Origin of the sequence: Arthrobacter sp. Soil761 (assembly GCF_001428325.1) — a bacterium.
Classification (GTDB): Bacteria; Actinomycetota; Actinomycetes; order Actinomycetales; family Micrococcaceae; genus Arthrobacter.
This window is the reverse complement of record NZ_LMSF01000002.1, coordinates 78,312-99,156: the sequence shown is the minus strand read 5'-3', so window position 1 is coordinate 99,156 and position 20,845 is coordinate 78,312. Positions and strand designations below refer to the sequence as shown.

The window sequence follows — 20,845 nt, the reverse complement described above, 5'->3', positions numbered from 1 at the left end:
GCGAGCCTACAGCCCCGGGTTAGGCCGCTATCCCGCCCTTGACTCTCCGGTGCTGCCGGTGCCGGGCCGGTGCCAGGCGTGAGTGGGCCCCGGCGAGGACCTCGCTGCCGTCAGGCACCGTACTGTCGCTGTCCAGGTGGGCGCCGTGTTCGATCAGGACGCTGGAACCAATCCTTGAGTGGCTGCCAATGTGGACCCGGTTGCCGATCACCGTGCCCCGGCCAATGCGCACGCCATCGCCGATCACCGTCCGGTCACCGATCGTCGCGTCCCGGTCGATCCAGCTGCCGTGTCCAATCCGGCAGCCTGCACCCACCCTGGCCCCGTGTTCCACATAGCTCATGGAGCCGATCCTGGCGCTGTCGGCCACGATGGCTCCAGGTGCAATGAGGCCGCCGCCGTTGTCGTGGCGGGCATACCGGGTGACCTTGCCGGCGTCGTCCTCAACTGACACAAACTTTGCGGTCATACCATCCCTCGTTAACGCCGCGGTTATTTACCGCGCAGTAGGTTAACGGCTGGGAGTGCCGTGGGATTCCCAATCGGGAAGGTAAAGAGGCCGAAAGCTACGCCACCAGGTTGGCTGCCGCGGTGTCCATGTGTTCCAGGATGGTCTTGCGGGCCAGGGTGGCATCCCCGGTGTCGATGGCGGCGACGATGTCCTTGTGCCGGTCCACGCTCATGTTGCTGACGCCTTTTTCCAGGCCGGCGAACATGATGGACATCCGGATGGAGCCCTCCAGGGATTCCCAGGAGTGGAGCAGTGTTTCGTTGCCTGTGAGCCGGCACAGCGTGCGGTGGAATTCGAGATCGGATTCGATCCGCGCCTCAAGGCTGCCGCTGGCCGCGGCCTCCATGGCGTCAATGGCCTTGTGCAGTGATTCGGTGACCTGCTGCCGGTCCGGCAGTTCGCACAGGGTCCGGGCAGCCAGGGACTCCAGGGCGGCGCGGACGGAGTAAATGTCCCGGATTTCCTTTTCGTCCAGGTGCCGGACGGACAGCCTGCCGCGGGGGCCGGCGGACAGCAGGCCCTCCTGCTCCAGTTGGCGGAGGGCTTCGCGAAGGGTGCCGCGGCTGATCTGCAGCATCTCGGACAGCTCGGTTTCCACCAGGTGGCGGCCGGGTTCCAGTTCTCCGCTGGTGATGGCGGTCCTCAGCGCCGAGAGCGCCTGCTCGCGCAGGCTCTTCTTTTCCAGTCCCAGCAAGGGGGCGGTCAGTCCGGCCATGGCTTCTGTCCTCAATGTCATAAGTCGACTGTTTACAGTCGGTAGTAGTTTCGATAGTACGGCAGAATGCACGGCACCGGCTTAGGACCGGTGCCGTGCATTTTCCATCTGGTGCCTGGCCTTTAGCCGAGTTCGGCCAGGACCTTGGCGACGATGCGGTCTGTGGCCAGCCCGTAGCGCTCGTGCAGGGTGGGCAGGGCGCCGGCGTCCAGGAACTGGTCGGGGAGCGCCACGGGCACCACCCGCTTGCCCAGGCCCGCGGTGACGACGGCGGAGGCGACGGTTTCGAACAGTCCGCCCACCACGGAGTGGTTTTCCAGGGTGACGGCGAGCCGGTCGGTGTTGATCTCCTTGAGGACGGTTTCGGCGTCGAACGGCTTGATGGTGGGGGTGTGCACGACGGCGACGTCCACGTTGTGTGCCGCCAGCGCCTTGGCTGCCTGCAGCGCACGCATGGTCATCAGGCCGGAGGAGATGAAGACGACGTCGTTGCCGCCGCGCAGCACCTTGGCCTTGCCGAGTTCGAACGTGTAGTCGTACTCGTCCAGGACGGTGGGCACGTTGCCGCGCAGCAGGCGCAGGTAGGTGGGTCCTTCGGAGGCGGCGAGCTGCGGCACTGCCTGTTCGATGTCGATCGAGTCGCAGGGGTCCACGATGGTCAGGTTGGGCATGCCGCGGAAGATCGCCATGTCCTCCGTGGCCTGGTGGCTTGGGCCGTAACCGGTGGTCAGGCCGGGCAGGCCGCCCACGATGTTGACGTTCAGGTTCGGTTCGGCCGCGTCCAGGCAGAGGAAGTCGTAGGCGCGGCGGGCGGCGAACACCGAGTAGGTGGACGCGAACGGGACGAGGCCGGTTTCGGCCAGGCCCGCGGCGGCGCCGAAGAGCAGCTGCTCGGCCATGCCCATCTGGAAGAACCGCTCCGGGAAGGCCTTGGCGAAGATGTGCATGTCCGTGTACTTGCCCAGGTCCGCGGTCAGGCCCACGATCCTGTCGTTCTCCTGCGCGGCCTTGACCAGGGCGTGACCGAACGGCGCGGAGGACGTCTTCTGTCCCGGGTCCGCGAAGGATGCGATCATCGCCGAGGTCTTCAGCTTCGGCTTGGCCGCGGCTGCGGTATCGGGAGCCTCGGTGGTGGTGCTCATGCTGAAGCCTTTCCTTCATATCCGGCGGTGAGCTGCTCGCGGCAGGTCTGCCATTCGTTTTCTTCGATGCGCATGAAGTGCGCCTTTTCGCGGTCCTCGAGCAGGGGGACGCCGCGGCCCACCTTGGTGTCGCACAGGATCACGGAGGGACGTCCGACGGCGGCGGCCTGGGCGGCTGCGTTGTCGAACGCTGCCAGCAGCGCGCCGACGTCGTTCCCGTCCACCCGCTGCGTGTACCAGCCGAACGATTCCCACTTTTCGGTGACCGGCTCAGTCCGGAGCACGGTGTCGGTCTTGCCGTCGGCCTGCAGGGCGTTGATGTCCACCATGGCGGTGAGGTTGCCCAGCTGGTGGTGGTGCGCGCCCATGGCCGCTTCCCAGGTGGAGCCCTCGTCCAGCTCGCCATCGGAGAGGAAGTTGAACACCCGGGCGCTTGAGCCCTGGTAGCGCAGGCCCAAAGCCATGCCGACGGCGATGGTCAGGCCGTGCCCCAGGGAGCCGCCGGAAATTTCCATGCCGGGGGTGTAGGTGGACATCCCGGACATGGGCAGCCGTGAGTCGTCCGAGCCGTAGGTTTCCAGCTCCTCGACCGGGACGATGCCGGCCTCCGCCAGGGCGGCGTAGTGGCCGATGGCGTAGTGCCCGGTGGAGAGCAGGAACCGGTCCCGGCCCTCCCAGTGCGGGTCATCCGCGCGGAATTTCAGCTGGTCCCCGTAGACGGCGGCGAGCATGTCCGCGGCGCCCAGTGCCTGGCCCACGTACCCCTGGCCCTGCACCTCGCCCATGTTCAGGGCGTGGTGCCGGATCCGGTAGGCGGCGGCGCTGATCCTGTCCACACGTTCCGGGGTCGCTGCGGTCTGCAGTGCGTTGTCCTGGACTGTATCTGTAGGCATTACTGGCTCCGTGATCGTTTGGTGCGTGCGGGTCATTCAGGCGTTGACGGTGTTGGGGGTGCTTTGGGTGGCTTCGTCGGCGAGCTCCCGTTCGCGCTTGCCCCAGGTTTCCCGGGTGGCGATGGCGGCCCAGAGGCCGATCAGGGCGTAGGCGCCGAAGAGCAGTGCCGGGCCCATCCAGCCGAAGCTGACGAACAGCAGGGTGGTGATGAACGGGGTGAAGCCGGAGACCATGGCGGAGATCTGGTAGGCCAGGCTGGCGCCGGAGGCGCGGGTGCGGGCCTGGAAGAGCTCGGGGAACCACGAGCCCTGGGCACCGGCGAGCGAGTTCTGGCAGACAGCGTACGAGATCACGATGGTGATGATGATGGCAATGAACAGGCCGGTGTTGACCAGCAGGAACATCGGGATGGCGAACAGTGCGGCAAAGGCGGTGGACCAGACGTACAGGGGGCGGCGCCCGATGCGGTCCGTCAGTGCTGCCCAGGCCTGGGTGGCGAAGATGCCGATGGCCGACGCGATGCAGAGGGCGATCAGGGTCTGGCTCTTGTCCGCCAGGTGCTGGCTGTTGATGTAGGAAATCATGTAGGTGATGGAGACGGCGTAGCCGGCGGTCTCGGCGATGCGCAGGCCGATGCCCTTGACGATGTTGCGCCAGTCAGTCTTGATGACCTCGACGATCGGGGCCTTGACGATGGTGCCGCTGTCCTTGACTTCATCGAAGACCGGGGACTCGGGAACCTTGGAACGGATGATGAGGCCCACGATCACCAGCAGGATGCTGGCGAGGAACGGGATGCGCCAGGCGAGTTCGTTGCCGAGCTGGACGCTGAAGAGGAAGGTCAGGTTGGCCAGCAGCAGGCCCACGGGGAAGCCGGCCTGGACGATCCCGGTGTACTTGCCCTTTGATTTCCAGGGGGCGTGCTCGTAGCTCATCAGGATGGCGCCGCCCCACTCCGCACCGAAGGCCAGGCCCTGGACGATGCGGACGAAGACGAGCAGTGCGGGGGCAAGCAGCCCCACCGCTGCGTAGGTGGGGAGCAGGCCGATGGCGAACGTGGCCAGGCCCATCAGGATCAGCGAGGCAACCAGGACGGGCTTGCGGCCCACCTTGTCACCAAGGTGGCCGCCGATGATGCCGCCCAGCGGACGGGCCGCAAAGCCGACGCCCAAGGTGGCGAAGGAGGCAAGCGTGCCGGTGACGGGATCGCTGCCGGGGAAGAACGCGGTGCCGAAGTACAGTGCGGCAGCGGTGCCGAAGCCGATGAAGTCATACGTCTCGATGACGGCCCCAACGCCGGATCCGATGGCAACTCGGCGGGCGTCCTTGGTGCCGTGCACCGGGCCGCGCATGGTCAGAGCATCTTTGCTCATGGTGGTTCCCTTTCGAAAAGCGGCTGAAGAAGTCCGCCGCTGTCGACTGTTAACAAACTGGTACGACCCAGTGTGACGCACATCATCTACACTGTCAACAGTCGACTTTCAGAGTTGACTGTTGACAGTTAACGCCACTACTGTGGTGTCCATCACTACCGCTCGGCACGATTCAAAGGATCAATGATGTTCCATTCCAGACTTGGGTGCTCATCCATCAGCTTCCGGCACCAGGACCTGGGCACTGCCCTGGGCACCATGAAGGGTCTTGGTTTCGAGGAGATCGATCTGGGCGCCCTGCCCGGGGTCTGCGACCACGTGCCGTACGAACTTGACGGGGCCGCCGTGGCGGCGGTGTCGCAGGAAGTCGTCGCCTCCGGTGTGCGGGTCCGTTCAGTGAACGGCGACATCGGGGACCTGAACGCAGTCCTCGACGCCGACGGGCAGGACGCCAGGCGGCGCCACCTGGACGCCCTGCTCACCCTCACGGCCAACATCGGGGCCAAAGCCCTGGTGCTGCCCTGCGGCGCCCTGGACCACAACCCGGTCCGGAGCGTCGAGGGAGACCTGGACCTCATTGCCGCGCAGCTCGCTGCTGCTGGCCGGCGCGCTGCAGAGTTCGGCGTCGAACTCTGGACCGAATCCCTGCACTTCCTGCGGTTCTGCTGGAATCTGGAACGTGCGGGACTGCTGGCCGACCGGCTGGCCGGATCCGGCGTCGGAATCGTCATGGACTTCAGCCACATCACGGCTGCCGGCGAGGACGTCCAGGCGTATCTTGACCGGCACCCTGGCCGCATCAGCCATGTCCACCTGCGCGACGCCGTGCCGGGGAACATCAACCTCAGCATCGGCAACGGCGAGGCCGACTTCGCCGGCGGCCTGAAGCGGCTGGCCGCGGACGGCTACACGGGCCACTTCTCCCTGGAACTGGAGACCCGGGACGTCACCCATGACGAACGCCCCGCCGCCGCCGCCAAGGCTGCAAGCTTCATCACCGACCTCATCTGAACTGAACAACCCAAGGAGCACCACCATGACCGCCATCCAGCGCACCGCCGTCCTCACCGGAGCAACTTCGGACCGGGGCATCGGCATCACCACCGCCCGCCGCTACGCCCGTGAGGGCTGGGGCATCGTCATCCTGGACCTTGACGGCGAGAAGTCCGCCAAGGTCGCAGCCGAGATCGGCAATGAATTCAACGTTCCCGCCTTCGGCCACGAGATCGACGTCGCCAACGAAGCCTCCGTCAGCGCAGCCCAGGCCGCCGTCGCCGCAGAGGTGGCCGCCGGCAACCTCCCGCCCGTCGGCGCCCTGGCCAACATTGCCGGCATCACCTCCCCGGTTCCGTTCCTGGAAACCACCCTTGAGCTGTGGCGCAAGGTCATGGACGTCAACGCCACCGGCACCTACCTGGTGACCAAGGCGTTCCTGCCGGAGATGATCGAGAACGGCTGGGGCCGGATCGTGAACATGTCCTCCGTCTCCGCCCAGCGCGGCGGCGGCGTCTTTGGCAAGGTCCCCTACTCCGCCGCCAAGGCAGCCATCCTGGGATTCACCAAGGCCCTGGCCCGCGAACTGGGCGCCACCGGCGTCACCGTCAACGCCATCACCCCGGGTGCCGTGGACACCAACATCCGCGTGGGCAGCACCGAGGAGCAGGAAGCCGCCATCAACGCGGGCATCCCGCTGGGCCGGAACGCCACCACGGAAGAAGTGGCCTCCGTCATCACCTTCCTGTCCTCCGAGGACTCCGCCTACCTCACCGGCACAACCATCGACATCAACGGCGGCAGCCACATCCACTAGCAGCAACAGCTCCCAGACCACCCCGGATGCCGGAGAACCCCCATGACCAAAATCTTCAATGACCCCTCAGAGTTTGCCGAGGAGGCCCTGGCAGGCTTCTGCGACGTCCACTCCGACCTGGTCCGGCAGGTTCCCGGTGGCGCTGTCCGCCGGCACCGGCCGGCGCAGCCCAAAGTCGCCGTCCTGGCCGGCGGCGGCTCGGGGCACTACCCCGCCTTCGCCGGGCTGGTAGGCGCCGGCTTCGCCGACGGCGCGGTGGTGGGAAACATCTTCACCTCGCCCTCCGCGCAGCAGGCCTACTCGGTGGCCAAGGCCGCGGAGTCCGGCGCCGGCGTCGTCTTCACCTACGGCAACTACGCCGGCGACGTGATGAACTTCGGCATGGCCAGCGAACGCCTGGCCGCCGAGGGCATCGCGGTGGAGAACGTCCTGGTGACGGACGACATCGCCAGCGCCCCGCCGTCGGAATCCGCTAAGCGCCGTGGCATCGCCGGTGACTTCACCGTGTTCAAGGTAATGGGGGCGGCGGCGGACAACGGCGCGGACCTCGCGGAGGTGGTGCGGCTGGGCCGCAAGGCCAACGACCTGACGCGGACCATCGGCAGCGCGTTTGCCGGCTGCACCTTCCCGGGCGCCGACTCACCGCTGTTCACGCTGCCCGAAGGGCAGATGGGCCTGGGCCTGGGCATCCACGGCGAGCCCGGCCTGCACGACACGGACCTGCCTTCGGCGAAGGACCTCGGGCAGGAACTGGTGTCCCGGGTGCTCTCTGAAACGCCACCTCACGCCGGCAAGCGCATCGCCGTCATCCTCAACGGCCTCGGCTCCACGAAGCATGAGGAGCTCTTTGTCCTCTGGGGAGCCGTGGCGCCGCTGCTCCGCGCGGCCGGCTACACGCTGGTGATGCCCGAGGTGGGCGAGTTGGTGACCAGCCTGGACATGGCCGGCGTCTCGCTCACGGTCACCTGGCTGGATGAGGAACTTGAGCGGCTGTGGGTTGCCCCTGCGGAGACGCCCGCCTACCGCCGTGGCAACGCGGCCCTGGAGGCTGGGGCCCGTGGCGTTGAGGAAACGTCCGACGGCGGCGCGGCCGCTGCTGCGTTCGTCGCCACCGAGTCCTCCCGCGGGTATGCCGCGGCCTGCGTAGCGGCCATTGAAGCCGCCCGCGCGTCGCTGCACGACGCCGAAGAGCGGCTGGGCCGCATGGATGCTATTGCCGGCGACGGCGACCACGGCCGGGGAATGGTGCGCGGCGTGGATGCGGCAGCCGCCGCAGCGTCGGATGCCCTGGCTGGCGGGGCCGGCGCCGGTGATGTGCTTGCCGCTGCCGGTGATGCCTGGGCGGACAAGGCCGGCGGCACCTCCGGCGTCCTGTGGGGAGCGGCGCTGCGTGCATTTGGCGAGACGCTGGGTAACTCTTCCGCGCCCGAACCAGGTGCGCTTGCGGCAGCCGTGACCGCATTCGCTGACCGGATCATCCAGTTGGGCAAGGCCGAAACAGGCGACAAGACCATGGTGGATGCCCTGCTGCCCTTCGCCTCCGCCTTTAGCCGCGCAGTGGCCGAGGGCGTGGAAACGGGCCGTGCATGGCAGGAAGCCGCGCAGGAGTCCGCTGCTGCGGCGGAAGCCACCGCGGACCTCCTTCCGCTCAAGGGCCGTGCCCGCCCGCTGGCCGAGAAGAGCCTGGGCACGCCGGACCCCGGTGCAACCTCCCTGGCGATGGTCTTCGCCGTGATGGGGCCGCACTTCACCCGCGCAACCGCTGCCACTGCGCAGGCGTCAGCGAAGTAATGGCAACGAGAGGAAACACCATGGGGCTGCGGCTCATTGTCGGCGCGGACGAGGCCGGCGTCGATTACAAGGACAAGATCCTGGCGGACCTGCGCACCGACCCCCGGGTCAGCGAGGTCCTCGACATCGGCGTCAACCGAAGCGACGCCCCGGACGACTTCACCAGGCCCTACCCCTACGTGGGCATCAAAGCCGGCGAGATGATCCGGGACGGTGCCGCTGACCGGGCCATCCTCTTCTGCGGCACCGGAATCGGCGTGGCGATCGCTGCGAACAAAGTGGACGGCATCCGCGCCACCGCTGCCCACGACTCCTTCTCCGTGGAACGCTCCATCCTGTCCAACGACTGCCAGGTGCTCACCATGGGCCAGCGCGTGGTGGGCATCGAGCTCGCACGGCGGCTTGCGAAGGAATGGATCGGCTACACGTTCGATCCGACGTCGGCCTCCGCCGGGAAGGTAAAGGTCCTCACCGACTTTGAGGGCTGCTAGCGCTGGCGCTGAAGCTGGGCGGGCTTACCCGTCCAGCTTCGCGCGGAGCCCTCCGATGATGACGTCGAGCCCGAAGTCGAACGCATGGTTGCCGCGCTCCGCCGGAGGGCCGGCATGGCTGACGGCGCGCTTGAGCGTGGGATAGCCCTCCGCCGGCGGATCCCAGACGACGTCCGGCGCGGCCAGATCCAGGGCCGCGCCCAACGCAAAGCTGTCAATCGTGGAAATCGCCGACACCACGTCCCGGCCACGGAAACCGGCAGCCTCCAAGGCAAGCGCGAGGTCCTCGTAAAGCCCGATGACCTCGGGGTCGGTAATGGACTGGAGCACCATCAGGGGTGCCAGCCGCGGATGGCGGGCAAAGGCGTCCCGGTAGGCGCGGATCAGGATCCGCAGGGCACCTTCCCAGTCCTCATGGTCCACCGGCGGATAGGGCTCCTCGGTGATGATGCGGTGCCTGAGCAGTTCCAGGATCTGGTCCCGTCCCGAGACGTGGTTGTAGATCGAGGACTGACTCACGCCGATCTTCCTGGCGAGTTTGGGAAAGCTGAAATCCCCGCTCTGGTCCACCAGTTCAAGTGCGGCCGTCGTGAGGGCCTCCACGGAAATCAATGGGAGGGGCGGGCGGCCCATCGGTTCTCCTCACTGCAGCTCTTGGACATCGGCTCCAGCCTAGCGGGCTGACACATATCCGCCCGTGCCGGCAAAACTATTGTGCTCTGGACCACTTGGTCCCATACTAAACGAAAGCCTTTCGTTTAAGTGGGCTTCAAGGAAAGGACAGAGCTGTGCCCGAGACCAAAACAAAACCAATTGCGCCGTCCGTGGATGGCGCACTCAAGCGCAATGCCCTGGGCACCGGAGGCATAGCCTTCCTGGTGATCTCGGCTGCGGCACCCCTGACAGTGATGGCGGGCGTGGCCCCGGTGGCGATCGGAGTAGCGGGCATCGGCGCCCCTGCCGGTTACCTCCTGGCGGGCATCGTCCTGACCCTCTTCGCCATCGGTTTCATGGCGATGACGCGCCACGTCAAAGCCTCCGGCGGCTTCTACACTTACATCTCGATTTCTTTGGGAAAGACCGTGGGGCTGGCGTCCGCCATCCTTGCGATCATCTCCTACAACTGCCTCCAGATCGGCGTCTACGGGCTCTTCGCCGTCCAGACGCATGACATGCTGCAGGTCCTCTTTGGGCTTGAGGTTCCGTGGCCCGCCATTGCCCTCATCGCCGTCGCGGCCGTCTGGTTCCTGGGATACCGGGGGATCGACGTGGGCGCCAAAGTCCTCGGCGTCCTCCTGGTCGCGGAAACAGGCATTCTCGGCGTGATGGGCGTGGGCATCCTCAGCAGCGGCGGCGCACACGGTATCAGCCTGGGCTCCTTCAGCCCCGGGCAGGCCTTTGGACCTGGCGTCCTGGCAATCCTGGGCATCTGCTTCGCCGCCTTCATGGGCTTTGAATCCACGGTGTTGTACCGCTCCGAAGCCCGCAACCCGGATCAGTCCGTTCCCCGCGCCATGTACATCGCGGTGGGCTTCATGTCCGTGTTCTATGCCTTCATCGTCTGGGCCGTCATCCAGGCCTTTGGCGACGACCAGGTGGTGGAAGCCGCTGGCGAACTGTCCGGCGGGATGTTCTTCCAGACCATACGGCAGTATGTGGGACCCTGGGCTGAAACTGCCATGTACGTCCTGATCGTCACCAGCGTCTACGCATCACAACTGGCGTTCCACAACGCCATCAACCGCTATGTCTACATGCTGGCCAGGGACGGGGTCCTGCCGGCGTTCCTCGGCCGCACGCACCACCGGTTCAGGTCACCGCACCGTGCCGGGCAGCTGCAGACCCTGTTGGCAGCGGTGGTCATCACTGTCTGCGCCATCCTGAACGCGGACCCGTACCAGCACCTCCTGATCTGGGTGAACACCCCGGGCATCTTCGGCATCGTGGGCCTCCAGGGGCTGGTGTCCGTGGCAGCATTCCTGTACCTCCGCCGGAACCCTGCTGCTGCCCGCAACAAACTCCTCGCCCCGCTCAGCCTCGTATCAGCGGTCCTGCTCTTCGGCGTCGTCATCCTCATCGCACTGAACATCGAACTCCTTACCGCGGCCAACGCCCTGACCAACACCATCCTGATCCTGGTTACGCCTGTGGTGTTCGCCGGGGGCCTGCTGGCCGCCCGGTGGCTGCGCCGCCGTCGTCCTGCCACCTTTGACCGCATTGGAAGCTTCGAAGCACATGAATGACATGAATCCTGACCTCATTATCCTTGCCGGCACAGTCCACACCATGGACGGGACACCCAACGGACCTGCGCCCCAGGCTGTAGCGGTCCGGGACGGGCACATCCAGGCGGTTGGAACGCGGCGCGACGCGCAGTCCTGGGGTCCGGCCGAGGTCATCGATTTCGGTGACGCCGTCCTTACCCCGGGGTTGGTCGACTGCCACGTCCACCCCGTCATGGGCCTGGACATGACACGCGGCTGCGACCTCTCCGGCATCACGGACCTTGCCGCCGTGCGCGCCTTGCTGCGGGCAGAGGCGGCGGCAACGCCGGCGGGCGAATGGGTCCGCGGCTGGGGACTCGACCCAAATGCCTTCGGGTCAGCGCCGCCGCACCGGGAGCTGATCGACAACGTCGTGGCCGGCCGCCCGGCCGTGATCCGGCTGTTCGATGCCCATTCCGCCCTGGCGAGCACGGCGGCGCTGGAAACCGCCGGCATCACCGGGCCACGGCACTTCGACCAGGCAGCCGAAGTGGTCTGCGACGGCAGGGGGAACCCCACCGGTCTCCTGCTCGAAGCCGCGGCTTTGGACCTGGTCCTGAAACATATGCCCCAGGAGACTTTCCAGGAACGGAAGCGCCGGCTGGGCGAGCTCTTTGATTCGTTCTCCCGGGCAGGCCTGACAGGCATCCATGTCATGGACTGCGGGGAGGGAACCCTGGAGCTCCTTGCCGCCCTTGAGAACGATTTGGCCGGATGCGGCAGGGGCCTGCCGGTGCGCGTGCGGGTTTCGCCATGGTGCATGCCGGGAAGCGGAGAGGCCGACTGGCGGCGGCTGGTGGAGCAGGTCAGGACTGCTCGGGGCTCCCGGTGGGAAGTGGCCGGAATCAAGCTGTTCGTGGACGGCACGGTGGACAACGGCACGGCCTGGCTTTTTGAGCCCGACAGCCACGGCCAGTCCGTCGCACCCTTTTGGCCAAGCCCGGAGGAGTACAACCGGGCCATCAGGTTCTTCGCAAGCCAGGGCATTCCCACCGCAACCCATGCCATCGGTGACGCCGGCGTGGCGGCAGTGCTGGCAGCGTTCGAGGATCTTCCGGCGGACCTGCCCCGGGCTCCGCACAGGATCGAGCACCTTGAAACGGTCCCGGACGGACTCATCCAAAGGTTCGCCGGTTCCGGCCTGATCGCCAGCATGCAGCCCAGCCACTGCACCCACTATTCGCGCGCGGACCAGACGGACAACTGGTCAAGGCGGTTGGGAAAAGAACGGGCGGACCGTGGATGGCGGTCCGCTGACCTCCGGTCCGCAGGCGTAACGCTTGCGCTTGGCTCCGATTGGCCTGTCGCCCCCTTTCCGCCCCTTCCGATCCTCGCAGACGCGCAACTTCGGCGGCGGTCGGGCCACCCGGATGAACAGCCGATTGTGCCGGGCCAGGCGCTCACAGCACGCCAGGCGCTGGAAGGCTACACCTCGCACGCGGCCGAAGCTGCAGGGGAGCGGACGGTATCGGGCTCGGTAACGGTGGGCAAGCGCGCTGATTTCACCGTTTTCGACGTTGATCCACTGTCAACGGCCCCTGATGAGCTGGCGCAGGGTCACGTGCTGGCCACTGTGGTGAACGGCCTGCTGCAGCACTGTTCCGTGGGCGTCGCCGGCTAGCGGCGGCGGATTTTGCCCCAGCGGTTTTGCCCCAGCCCCCGCCGCGCGGGGGCTGGGCTTACGTGATCCCCCTTCCTAGACTGGGGTGATGATCACAGTCACCGGAAGTGTGGAAACCAACCTGTCCGCGGAGAAGGCCTTTGCCTTCATGAGTGAGTTCGAGAACACCCCCAAGTGGGACCCCAACACGCCCGTCATGGACAAAACCACCCCGGGGCCGGTGGCCGTGGGGCACAAGTACCATGCCGAGTCCGAGTTCCGGGGGAAGCGCCAGACCCTGGTCTACGAGGTCATCGAGCTGACCGACAACCACATCAAGCTGCGCGGCGAGAACAAAACCGTGACTTCCTTCGATTCCATCGACGTCACCCCCAACGGGACCGGTTCGGTGGTGAAGTACACGGCCGAGTTCAGCATCAAGGGACCGGCCAAGATCATCCAGCCCCTCCTGAAGCCCGCCTTCATGTCGCTGCGGGATCCGGCGCTGAACGGCATCCGGGACACCCTCAACGCGCTGGCAGCAGCCTGACGGCTTCGAAAAACTCCCTGATCTCATGGCGGGGGTCGGCTTCAAGCCGGGACTCGCCGTCGAGCACCATGGTGCGCCGCTGCCCTCCAACTCCCGGCCACGGAAGGCGTTCCGTGCCAGGTGTCCCGGTTCCGGCGAAGGCCGCCCAGGCCCGGCTCATGGCGTCGCTGAGGGACGCCGGTGCCTTGCCCCGTGTGAGGAAGGCGGCCTCCGGCGCGTCCAGGTGCCGGAAGACGAATGGGATGTCCAGGGCGTGGCAGGCCCCCAGTTTCCCGCCCATGGCCGGGCTGCGCCATGTGAACAGGTAGGCGAAGTCCTTCCCGGCGGCTCCTTCACCGGTCGCTCCGTGGGCCAACCGGCCTGCGGCAGCCGCCTGCCTCGCGTCCAGCAGCCGGTTGCTGGGCTGGCGGTAAAGGGAATCCGCGATGGCGGCTTCCAGGAGTTCCTTGCCTGACGGTTCCCTGCCCAGCACCCTGGTGAGCGCCTCCGTATAGCCGGGGGCAAGCGCCGGCGGCACCCCCGCTCCGCACAGCACGGCGGCCGCACGGTCCGGGTAGCCCGGGTCCGACCCCGTGTCCGGGCGCATCTCGACGGCGAATGAGCCCTCGTTCAGGTTGGTGCCGATCAGCAGGTCCACCCCGAAGTTGACCCCATTGCCGATACTTTCCAGCGGTGGCAACGGAAGCGACGGCGTGCCCACCGTGGGCTGGAATGGCAATGGAACCGCGAAGGACTCCGCCGCAGCACGCTGTTCCAGGGCGGCCTGCGCTTCCAGCAGCCGCTCCACAGGGAGGGTCAGCAGTTGGTTGGCGGAGGAGGCATCCAAACCACACAACTCAAGGAATGTGGCGCTGATCCGCGCCGAGTCCTCCGGCCGGCGGCAGCGCTCGGCCGTGCCGCTTTGCATGATGGCCCGGCGGAAGAGCCCTTCCGACGCCGGCATGCCCAGCAGGGTGCCGATGGCTGCGGCGCCTGCGGACTCCCCGAAGATGGTCACGTTGTGCGGGTCGCCGCCGAAGGCGCCGATGTTGCGGCGGATCCAGCGCAGGGCCTCCAGCTGGTCCAGCAGGGCGAGGTTGGACGAATCGGCGTAACCGGGCCCCAGCAGGTCCGCCAGGTGCAGGAAACCCAGCGCGCCCAGGCGGTAGTTGATGGATACCAGCACCACGCCCGCCGCAGCCGCCAGCCGGGCGCCGTCGTACATTGCGTCACTGTTGGCGCCCATGAGGTAGGCGCCGCCATGGATCCATACCATTACGGGCCTGGCCGGGCCTTCCGTTGCCGGCGTCCAGATGTTCAGGTTGAGGCAAGCCTCTTCGCTCCAGGTGCGCGGCGTAGTGCCGGGAGGGGCATGGGACTCGGGATTCTGGGGCGCGGCGGGGCCAGGTGCGGTGCAATCAAGCACCCCGCTCCATGGCGATACCGGTACCGGCGGGCGGAATCGGTTGCTTCCCGACGGCGGCTCCGCGTAGGGGATGCCAAGGAACCGGTGGACGGTGGTCCCGTCAGTCTCAAATGAATTGCCCAGGACGGATCCGTCCGGAGTGGAGAGGGGCGTCATGGTTGACAGGTTACGACACGGGCGAAGGTAGGCTGGCATCACCGTTCGGCAGTGGGCGGCCACAGAGGTGTGGCTTTTAACCAATGTCCGGGAGGTAAGACGCGTGCTCCATGCCGGCGTGCCTGAAGACGAGGATTTTGCAGACGTTGCCCTGCATCTCCAGGAGTCCTTCCTGCAGAACCCTGAAGTTGAGGCATTTCTCCAGGATCTTGCAGCCTACGCGGCGGCCCGGCTTGGCGGGGAGGGGCACGTGTGCTCCTGCGAAATCGTGGTGCTGCGGCCCAAAAAACCCGCGGCATGTGCCAGCAGCCACCGCAGTGCACAACTCCTCTGCCAGCTGGAGGCCACGCTTGGCGATGGTCCCGGCGCCACGGCCATGCGGGCAGGAAAGACAGTGCTGGTTTCCGACCTCCGGCGCGAAGACCGCTGGCCGGAGTACGTCCACGCTGTCCAGGAGCAGGGCTTCCGCTCGGTATTGAGTATCCCCGCGCTGCTGGAAGGCGATTCCCAGGGCGTGATTACGTTCCACTGTTCACAGCCCCTCGTCTTTGGCAGCCATGGCATCGGTGCCGCGGAAGCGTTTGTCCGGCAGGCCTCCAAGGGGCTGACACTTGCCCTGCGGATGCTGAAGCTGGAAGAGACCAGGGACGGCATGAGCGCCGCCATGCAGACGCGTACCGTGATCGACCTGGCAACCGGGGCCATCATGGCGCAGAACCGGTGCAGCCAGGCTGCGGCCTTCAAGCTGCTGCGGGACGCGTCCAGCACGCGGAACATGAAACTCCGGGATGTTGCGGCCGCCGTCGTCGCGTCAGTCGCCGGCGCCGCGGACACCTTCACCTACTTCGACGAGTAGGGATCCTTCCGTTCCGGGTCACGGTGTTCCGGCTGCAGGGTGGAAAGGGCGGAACCGCTGAGCGGAGCCCGTAGCGGCAGGCCTTCGGAAGCGCAGTGTTCGTTGACAGCCTGCGCCAGTGCGTCGCGTTCCTTCGTTGAAAGGGCGGCTTCGCCTGCGCAGTAGTCCCGGATGAGCTGTTCAGAGGCGTCCCCGCCCAGCCCAACGAACTCCAGCCACAGCTGTGCCAGATCCAGCCGGTACTCCTTTATCAGAGCGCCGGTCAGGGCCTGCTGGTCCACGGCATCCATCGTCACGTCCTTGCCTTTGGTTGCACTCCTACGGTTGGGATTCGGAACCGGCGGCACCGTGGATGGGAAATGATCCAGGAAAATCCACAAGGGGAATTGACCCAGGCAGGCCGTGGGACCTTTGCCCCTAGGCAGGCAACTCCCGGAAGCAGTCAACTGGAGTGTCCGGAGCCGGCGAGTACACCCGGCGAGCACAACAGGAGGCAGAGACCATGGGCGCATGTGATGTCTGCGGCAGCAGCGAGGGCCGCATGTTCACCGTCAATATGGGGAACCAGACAGGCACGTTCGACAGCTTCGAATGCGCCATCCACATGATGGCTCCCGCATGTGAGCACTGCGGTTGCCGGATCCTGGGCCACCCCGTGGAAAGCCAAGCAGGCATCTACTGCTGCCTGCACTGTGCCAAGGAAGCAGGGAATCCCCACCAGGCCGCCAAACCTAAGCACTCCACGGTGGCCGTTCCGGCACACGGTGCATCAGCGGGCCAGGCCTAGTCCCGCCGGCACCACCGCAACAGGAAAAGGGAAGCCGTGGCCGGTAACGGAAGCTTCAGGATCGTGGTGGGCGTGGACGGTTCCGACCAGTCCCGGTCGGCAATGGACTGGGCCATCGAGGAGTCCAGGCTGCGCAAAGGTGAGGTCCAGGCGTTGACCGCCTGGAGCTTCCCTTATGTCAGCGATGCCCTGGGCACCGCCTGGGACTACGAGATCTTCCAGAAGGACGCCCAAGCGATCCTGGAGGCGGAGCTTGAACGCATCAAGGACCAGGGCGTGACGATCACAGGACGGGTCGTGGAAGGCAACCCGGCAGCGGCACTCATTGACGCCTCCCGCGATGCCGACCTGGTTGTCGTCGGCTCCCGGGGCCATGGCGGATTTACCGGCATGCTGCTCGGCTCTGTATCCCACCAGACCATCCACCATGCGCACTGCCCGGTACTGGTCATCCGCGAGCCTGCCGCAGATTAGGACGGACCTTCCACCTTTCGGTGAATGGAAAGTGTCGTCGTGTGATGCTGCCTGCGCTGCAAGGCTTGCAGGATGGACATGATTCGGATTGAACCCCGGTGCCGCGTGATTGTCGACAACGACTGGGCCGGCGACCCCGACGGCCTGCTTGGACTGGCCCACCATGCCCTGTCCCCGGCAAACAGGATCGCAGCCGTCACAAGTTCCCTGACGAATCCGATGTTCGGGCTGCCGGAGGGCAGATCCCAGCGGGGCGCCTGCCTGGCCGGGGAACTGCTCCGGGTGCTCGAGCGCCCCGAACCGGCGGCGGTGCATCCCGGACCGGACAGCCCTTTTACCGGCCAACCACGGAGCTCCGCTGCGGCGGGCGCGATCATTGAAACCGCAATGACCGCGGATGACCTGCCCTTGATTCTGGTGTGCGCCGGTCCGCTCACCAATGTTGCGGACGCGCTCCTGCTGGAGCCGGGCATCGCCCGGTTGCTGACGCTTGCCTGGGTCGGCGGAGCCGCCCGGAACGACGACGAGTACAACTACTTCACGGACCCCGCCGCTGCGGACTTCGTGCTGGCGAACCAGGAGCTCGCAGTCTGGCAGTTCCCCGCCGAAACGTACCGGCAGATGGTGGCGTCCGTCGCGGAACTCGATCATGCCTTCAGGGTTGCCGGCCCGGCCGGCGAGTGGCTGTGGGAGCACTTCAACAGTCTTGAGGTGCCGGACTTCGTGAAATTCGGGCCGGTGTGGTGCCTTGGAGACAGTGCACCCCTGGTGGTCACCGGGCTGGATGACGTCACCTCGGTGTTCACCGAAACGTCCGCGAGGCCGTCCCGCCGGATTTATACGGGTGTGGACAGCCGGTTGGTTCGTGCGGACTTCTTTGCGAAGCTGCACCTGCACGCCCGGCGGCCGTAGACAAGGGCAAAAGGCCTGCGGCAGAGGAATGGCCCGGACTTCCATGGGAAGTCCGGGCCATTATGAACCACGCTTAAGCGGGTTGCGGTGCCCCGGCCCCGGCGTGCTCCCTGGCCAGGTTCCCCAGCCAGCGCGCGCTCTCCTTGGGAGTCCGTTCCTGGGTGGAGCGGTCCACGGCGATCAGGCCAAACTTGGGCCCGTAGCCGAAGATCCACTCGAAGTTGTCGAACGCGGTCCAGGCGATGTACCCGCGGACATCGATGCCGTCCGCAAGGCAGGAAGCAACCCCGTCGACGGCCGTCCGCAGGTACGCCACCCGCTGCGTGTCATCCTCGGTGGCCAGGCCGTTCTCCGTGACGATCACGGGGATCCCGGCGATCCGCTGGGCCTCGCGGATGGTGGACTCCAGTGCCTGGGGATAGATTTCCTCGCCCATCTGGTTGGTGGGCACGCCCTCCGGTGCGGGCGCATGGCCATCGGGGCCGTACACGGTGCGCCCGTAAGTCTGGATGCCCACGAAGTCGTCACCCCGGGAGGCTTTGAGGAAGCGTTCGTTGACGTCCCGGCGCACCCGGTCTGCAATCCCTTCGCCACCGGGCAGCGCCTGGATATCGGAGTTTGCGAGGGTCCACCCCACCTGGAGGTCCGGGCGATGGGCTTTGATGGCCTTGGTGGCGGCCCGGTGCGCCGCCACCTTGACCTGGAACCCCGCCTCCGTGGAGCAGAACTGGAACGGGGCAACAGTGCTGGCATCCACGCCCAGGCGCTGGGCGGCGGCCGCCCAGATGGGCACCGAACCGCGGTTCTCCGGGGCTTCCCCGCCGATGCCGAATGACTCCAGCAGCCAAGGGAGGTTCGGCTCGTTCAGGGTGCAGGCGACGCCGATCAGGTCACCCAGGTGGGCCATGACCCGGTCGCAGTAGCGTGCGAAGAGTTCGGGCGTCCGGCTGCCCTCCCAGCCGCCGATCCGGAGGAGCCACAGCGGTGACGTGAAGTGGTGGAACGTGACCACCGGGGTGAGTCCATGTTCGTGGCAGGCTTCCAGCACCCGCTTGTAGTGGTCCAGCGCAGCCACCGAGAACTGGCCTTCCTCCGGTTCGATCCGGGCCCATTCCATGGAGAACCGGTAGCTGTTAAAACCGAGGCCGGCGATCAGTGCGATGTCCTCGCGGTAGCGGTGGTAGTGGTCCACGGCGTCCCCGGACGGCTCCGCGAAGATCGTTCCGGGAAGGTGCTCCAGGAACCAGGTATCGCTGTTGACGTTGTTGCCTTCCACCTGGTGGCCGGCGGTGGCCACGCCCCAAAGGAAGTCGCGGGGGAACGGGTTGGTCATGGGGTTCCTTTCGTGATGGACGCGTGCAGGCGTCCGAGGCTTCGTTGCCTTCCATCCTTCCGCCCGGCGTGACCGCCGCCACAATACCTTTTCAATCAATGACATTGTCATGTTTGGCGCCTGTGGCCCCGGCTGATTCTTGAAGGGAGCCGGCGAGCAGCCAGCCCCCACAACCGTTCCTCCGTCATCACATCAGAATGCAAAGGCGCACTACATGAAACTTCCGAACTCCACCGCCCGTGCGAGCTCCGCCGTTCTGGCCGGTGCCCTGCTGATGGGTTCCCTGGCCGCCTGCGGCGGCGGGTCCAGCCAAGCCGCCGCAAAGGCTGATACCAGCAGCCTCACCCTGGCCATCGACAGCGACTCAGCCTCCTTCGGGTTCGACCCGCTGCGCGTCTCCGCAGCCCAGCGCCAGTTCTTCGAAGGCCTCTACGACAGCCTGATGACCCTTCAGCCGGATGGTTCCGCAGGTCCGGGCCTGGCCAAGGACTTCAGCTACAACGCGGACAACACCGTCCTGACGCTGAACCTCAAGGACGACGTCACGTTCACCGACGGCTCCAAACTGGATGCCGCCCTGGTCAAGGCCAACCTGGACCGCCGCTCCGATCCCGCGCTGAGCGCCTACTCCGCCGTCGCGAAGGGCGGCGCCCAGGAAATCACCTCCGTGGACGTGGTCAGCCCCACCCAGGTGGCCCTGACCTTCGCCAAGCCGCAGCCCGGATTCGAGAAGAACCTGGCCTCCACCACCGGCATGATCGTGGGCAGGAACGGCGTCACGGACACGTCCAGCCTCGCTGCAACCCCTGACGGCTCCGGACCGTACACCCTTGACCCCTCCACCGTGAAGGGCAACAAGTACGTCCTGGTGAAGAACGACAAGAGCGCAGACGCCTCCAAGTACGCCTACAAGAAGGTGGTCTTCAGCGTGGTCCAGGACCCGCAGGCCCGCGCCAACGCCCTGGTCTCCGGCCAGGCCGACGTTGCCATGCTGACGTCCTCCACGGTGGACTTCGCCAAGTCCAAGGGCGTTGGCGTTTCCCAGATCGGCGGCACTGTGAACACCATGATCTCCTTCGACAAGATCGGCAAGACCGCACCGGCGTTCGCCCAGGAGAAGGTCCGCCAGGCCATTCAGTACGCCATCAACCGCCAGGCCCTGGTGGATGCCCTGCACAAGGGCGACATCCCTGCATGGAACGCCCTGCCCAAGGATTCGGCCGGCTTCACCAAGGACCTGGAAACCACATTCGCGTACAACCCGGACAAGGCCAAGAGCCTGCTGGCCGAGGCCGGATACCCCAACGGCTTCGAGTTCACCATCATCGCAAGCGCGCAGACCCAGACGGACCTGCAGGCCGTCCAGAAGGACCTCGCCGCCGTCGGCATCACCATGAAAGTCAAGATGGCAGCCTCCACCGACGAAGCGTTCGCCGCCGTCGCCACCACACCCCTTGGCTACGCTCCCCTGAACTGGGACAACCCCGTCGGCGTGATGTACGGAGCCATCCTGAACGGCTTCACCAACGTGCAAAAGGCCACCGATGACAAGCTCAGCGCCGCTACCGGCGAGCTGGCCGCGGCCAAAGACGACGCCGCCGTCAAGGCAGCCGCCACCAAGCTGAACACCCGCCTGGTGGAGTCAGGCTGGATGATCCCGCTGTATGAGGCGCTGACCAACCAGGGCTACAACACCAAGAAGGTGGCCCAGGTGAAGTTCGCCGGCACCAACGCCTACCCGCTCCTCTCGTCCTACACGCCGGCCAGCTAATACCCGCACC

At 66.3% G+C, this 20,845-nt stretch carries 21 protein-coding genes; 12 read left to right on the top strand and 9 right to left on the bottom strand.

The window, feature by feature from the left end:
- Positions 1 to 19 precede the first annotated feature (19 nt).
- The 5 genes from ASG79_RS02860 to ASG79_RS02840 form a co-directional block, all read right to left on the bottom strand.
- Positions 20 to 469 carry a DapH/DapD/GlmU-related protein gene (locus ASG79_RS02860; protein ID WP_018770894.1) on the bottom strand — a complete coding sequence of 150 codons (450 nt, stop codon included), beginning with the start codon at positions 467 to 469 and terminating at the stop codon, positions 20 to 22.
- Positions 470 to 566: 97 nt separating this feature from the next.
- Positions 567 to 1,226 carry a GntR family transcriptional regulator gene (locus tag ASG79_RS02855; RefSeq protein ID WP_018770893.1) on the bottom strand — a complete coding sequence of 220 codons (660 nt, stop codon included), beginning with the start codon at positions 1,224 to 1,226 and terminating at the stop codon, positions 567 to 569.
- A 122-nt stretch (positions 1,227 to 1,348) separates the two neighbouring features.
- Entirely contained in the window at positions 1,349 to 2,368 is a 1,020-nt protein-coding gene (locus ASG79_RS02850) for a transketolase family protein (RefSeq protein WP_018770892.1), read from the bottom strand.
- Positions 2,365 to 3,261 (bottom strand): transketolase, encoded by an 897-nt coding sequence (locus tag ASG79_RS02845; RefSeq protein ID WP_056388313.1) that lies wholly within the window; start codon positions 3,259 to 3,261, stop codon positions 2,365 to 2,367. Before ASG79_RS02845 ends, ASG79_RS02850 begins: the two co-directional genes overlap by 4 nt.
- A 36-nt stretch (positions 3,262 to 3,297) precedes the next feature.
- A complete protein-coding gene (locus ASG79_RS02840) occupies positions 3,298 to 4,635 on the bottom strand; it encodes an MFS transporter (RefSeq protein WP_056388309.1) in 1,338 nt (445 codons plus the stop codon).
- Between the two features lie 186 nt (positions 4,636 to 4,821).
- Here ASG79_RS02840 and ASG79_RS02835 point away from each other — a divergent pair, with 186 nt between their 5' ends.
- Genes ASG79_RS02835 through ASG79_RS02820 form a run of 4 tightly spaced genes read left to right on the top strand, consistent with a single transcriptional unit; the run spans position 4,822 to position 8,727 of the window.
- Positions 4,822 to 5,646: a sugar phosphate isomerase/epimerase family protein gene (locus ASG79_RS02835; RefSeq protein ID WP_056388308.1), complete on the top strand. Its 825-nt coding sequence runs from the start codon at positions 4,822 to 4,824 to the stop codon at positions 5,644 to 5,646.
- A 25-nt stretch (positions 5,647 to 5,671) separates the two neighbouring features.
- Positions 5,672 to 6,445, top strand: coding sequence for an SDR family NAD(P)-dependent oxidoreductase (locus tag ASG79_RS02830; RefSeq protein ID WP_056388306.1), 774 nt, complete (start codon positions 5,672 to 5,674; stop codon positions 6,443 to 6,445).
- 42 nt (positions 6,446 to 6,487) lie between these two features.
- On the top strand, positions 6,488 to 8,236 hold the full coding sequence (locus tag ASG79_RS02825; RefSeq protein WP_056388302.1) for a dihydroxyacetone kinase family protein: 1,749 nt from the start codon (positions 6,488 to 6,490) through the stop codon (positions 8,234 to 8,236).
- Positions 8,236 to 8,727 (top strand): RpiB/LacA/LacB family sugar-phosphate isomerase, encoded by a 492-nt coding sequence (locus tag ASG79_RS02820; protein WP_321165282.1) that lies wholly within the window; start codon positions 8,236 to 8,238, stop codon positions 8,725 to 8,727. The genes ASG79_RS02825 and ASG79_RS02820 overlap by 1 nt, the downstream gene beginning before the upstream one ends.
- Before the next feature lie 24 nt (positions 8,728 to 8,751).
- Here ASG79_RS02820 and ASG79_RS02815 read toward each other — a convergent pair whose 3' ends face one another.
- Complete coding sequence (locus ASG79_RS02815; RefSeq protein WP_018770885.1) at positions 8,752 to 9,360, bottom strand: TetR/AcrR family transcriptional regulator; 609 nt, start codon at positions 9,358 to 9,360, stop codon at positions 8,752 to 8,754.
- Positions 9,361 to 9,515: 155 nt separating this feature from the next.
- On the opposite strand from ASG79_RS02815, the gene ASG79_RS02810 reads away from it, so the two are divergent.
- From ASG79_RS02810 to ASG79_RS02800, 3 genes are all read left to right on the top strand, one after another.
- On the top strand, positions 9,516 to 10,970 hold the full coding sequence (locus tag ASG79_RS02810; protein WP_056388297.1) for an APC family permease: 1,455 nt from the start codon (positions 9,516 to 9,518) through the stop codon (positions 10,968 to 10,970).
- A gap of 1 nt (position 10,971) precedes the next feature.
- Complete coding sequence (locus ASG79_RS02805; protein ID WP_056388296.1) at positions 10,972 to 12,612, top strand: amidohydrolase; 1,641 nt, start codon at positions 10,972 to 10,974, stop codon at positions 12,610 to 12,612.
- Between the two features lie 88 nt (positions 12,613 to 12,700).
- Positions 12,701 to 13,141 (top strand): SRPBCC family protein, encoded by a 441-nt coding sequence (locus ASG79_RS02800; RefSeq protein WP_018770882.1) that lies wholly within the window; start codon positions 12,701 to 12,703, stop codon positions 13,139 to 13,141.
- On the opposite strand, the gene ASG79_RS02795 is transcribed toward ASG79_RS02800, so the two are convergent.
- Positions 13,119 to 14,702, bottom strand: a complete 1,584-nt coding sequence (locus tag ASG79_RS02795; RefSeq protein WP_056388294.1) for a carboxylesterase/lipase family protein — start codon at positions 14,700 to 14,702, stop codon at positions 13,119 to 13,121. The two genes, ASG79_RS02800 and ASG79_RS02795, sit on opposite strands and share 23 nt — an antisense overlap.
- 118 nt (positions 14,703 to 14,820) lie before the next feature.
- Here ASG79_RS02795 and ASG79_RS02790 point away from each other — a divergent pair, with 118 nt between their 5' ends.
- On the top strand, positions 14,821 to 15,558 hold the full coding sequence (locus ASG79_RS02790; protein WP_223993445.1) for a GAF and ANTAR domain-containing protein: 738 nt from the start codon (positions 14,821 to 14,823) through the stop codon (positions 15,556 to 15,558).
- Here ASG79_RS02790 and ASG79_RS02785 read toward each other — a convergent pair.
- Positions 15,543 to 15,848 (bottom strand): hypothetical protein, encoded by a 306-nt coding sequence (locus ASG79_RS02785; protein ID WP_018770879.1) that lies wholly within the window; start codon positions 15,846 to 15,848, stop codon positions 15,543 to 15,545. The genes ASG79_RS02790 and ASG79_RS02785 overlap by 16 nt on opposite strands.
- 212 nt (positions 15,849 to 16,060) lie before the next feature.
- Here ASG79_RS02785 and ASG79_RS02780 point away from each other — a divergent pair, with 212 nt between their 5' ends.
- From ASG79_RS02780 to ASG79_RS02770, 3 genes are all read left to right on the top strand, one after another.
- Positions 16,061 to 16,345: a hypothetical protein gene (locus ASG79_RS02780; RefSeq protein WP_056388293.1), complete on the top strand. Its 285-nt coding sequence runs from the start codon at positions 16,061 to 16,063 to the stop codon at positions 16,343 to 16,345.
- A 36-nt stretch (positions 16,346 to 16,381) separates the two neighbouring features.
- Complete coding sequence (locus tag ASG79_RS02775; protein WP_018770877.1) at positions 16,382 to 16,819, top strand: universal stress protein; 438 nt, start codon at positions 16,382 to 16,384, stop codon at positions 16,817 to 16,819.
- Between the two features lie 78 nt (positions 16,820 to 16,897).
- Positions 16,898 to 17,731: a nucleoside hydrolase gene (locus tag ASG79_RS02770; protein ID WP_235509715.1), complete on the top strand. Its 834-nt coding sequence runs from the start codon at positions 16,898 to 16,900 to the stop codon at positions 17,729 to 17,731.
- Between the two features lie 73 nt (positions 17,732 to 17,804).
- On the opposite strand, the gene ASG79_RS02765 is transcribed toward ASG79_RS02770, so the two are convergent.
- Complete coding sequence (locus ASG79_RS02765) at positions 17,805 to 19,064, bottom strand: glycoside hydrolase family 1 protein (RefSeq protein ID WP_056388290.1); 1,260 nt, start codon at positions 19,062 to 19,064, stop codon at positions 17,805 to 17,807.
- Between the two features lie 214 nt (positions 19,065 to 19,278).
- Here ASG79_RS02765 and ASG79_RS02760 point away from each other — a divergent pair, with 214 nt between their 5' ends.
- Positions 19,279 to 20,835 carry an ABC transporter substrate-binding protein gene (locus tag ASG79_RS02760; RefSeq protein ID WP_018770874.1) on the top strand — a complete coding sequence of 519 codons (1,557 nt, stop codon included), beginning with the start codon at positions 19,279 to 19,281 and terminating at the stop codon, positions 20,833 to 20,835.
- Positions 20,836 to 20,845 lie beyond the last annotated feature (10 nt).

Bases quoted from the DNA above. Each gene is read 5' to 3' on its own strand.
- ASG79_RS02860 (WP_018770894.1), bottom strand. From the start codon at position 469: ATGACCGCAAAGTTTGTGTCAGTTGAGGACGACGCCGGCAAGGTCACC.
- ASG79_RS02855 (WP_018770893.1), bottom strand. From the start codon at position 1,226: ATGGCCGGACTGACCGCCCCCTTGCTGGGACTGGAAAAGAAGAGCCTG.
- ASG79_RS02850 (WP_018770892.1), bottom strand. From the start codon at position 2,368: ATGAGCACCACCACCGAGGCTCCCGATACCGCAGCCGCGGCCAAGCCG.
- ASG79_RS02845 (WP_056388313.1), bottom strand. From the start codon at position 3,261: ATGCCTACAGATACAGTCCAGGACAACGCACTGCAGACCGCAGCGACC.
- ASG79_RS02840 (WP_056388309.1), bottom strand. From the start codon at position 4,635: ATGAGCAAAGATGCTCTGACCATGCGCGGCCCGGTGCACGGCACCAAG.
- ASG79_RS02835 (WP_056388308.1), top strand. From the start codon at position 4,822: ATGTTCCATTCCAGACTTGGGTGCTCATCCATCAGCTTCCGGCACCAG.
- ASG79_RS02830 (WP_056388306.1), top strand. From the start codon at position 5,672: ATGACCGCCATCCAGCGCACCGCCGTCCTCACCGGAGCAACTTCGGAC.
- ASG79_RS02825 (WP_056388302.1), top strand. From the start codon at position 6,488: ATGACCAAAATCTTCAATGACCCCTCAGAGTTTGCCGAGGAGGCCCTG.
- ASG79_RS02820 (WP_321165282.1), top strand. From the start codon at position 8,236: ATGGCAACGAGAGGAAACACCATGGGGCTGCGGCTCATTGTCGGCGCG.
- ASG79_RS02815 (WP_018770885.1), bottom strand. From the start codon at position 9,360: ATGGGCCGCCCGCCCCTCCCATTGATTTCCGTGGAGGCCCTCACGACG.
- ASG79_RS02805 (WP_056388296.1), top strand. From the start codon at position 10,972: ATGAATCCTGACCTCATTATCCTTGCCGGCACAGTCCACACCATGGAC.
- ASG79_RS02800 (WP_018770882.1), top strand. From the start codon at position 12,701: ATGATCACAGTCACCGGAAGTGTGGAAACCAACCTGTCCGCGGAGAAG.
- ASG79_RS02795 (WP_056388294.1), bottom strand. From the start codon at position 14,702: ATGACGCCCCTCTCCACTCCGGACGGATCCGTCCTGGGCAATTCATTT.
- ASG79_RS02785 (WP_018770879.1), bottom strand. From the start codon at position 15,848: ATGGATGCCGTGGACCAGCAGGCCCTGACCGGCGCTCTGATAAAGGAG.
- ASG79_RS02780 (WP_056388293.1), top strand. From the start codon at position 16,061: ATGGGCGCATGTGATGTCTGCGGCAGCAGCGAGGGCCGCATGTTCACC.
- ASG79_RS02770 (WP_235509715.1), top strand. From the start codon at position 16,898: ATGATTCGGATTGAACCCCGGTGCCGCGTGATTGTCGACAACGACTGG.
- ASG79_RS02765 (WP_056388290.1), bottom strand. From the start codon at position 19,064: ATGACCAACCCGTTCCCCCGCGACTTCCTTTGGGGCGTGGCCACCGCC.
- ASG79_RS02760 (WP_018770874.1), top strand. From the start codon at position 19,279: ATGAAACTTCCGAACTCCACCGCCCGTGCGAGCTCCGCCGTTCTGGCC.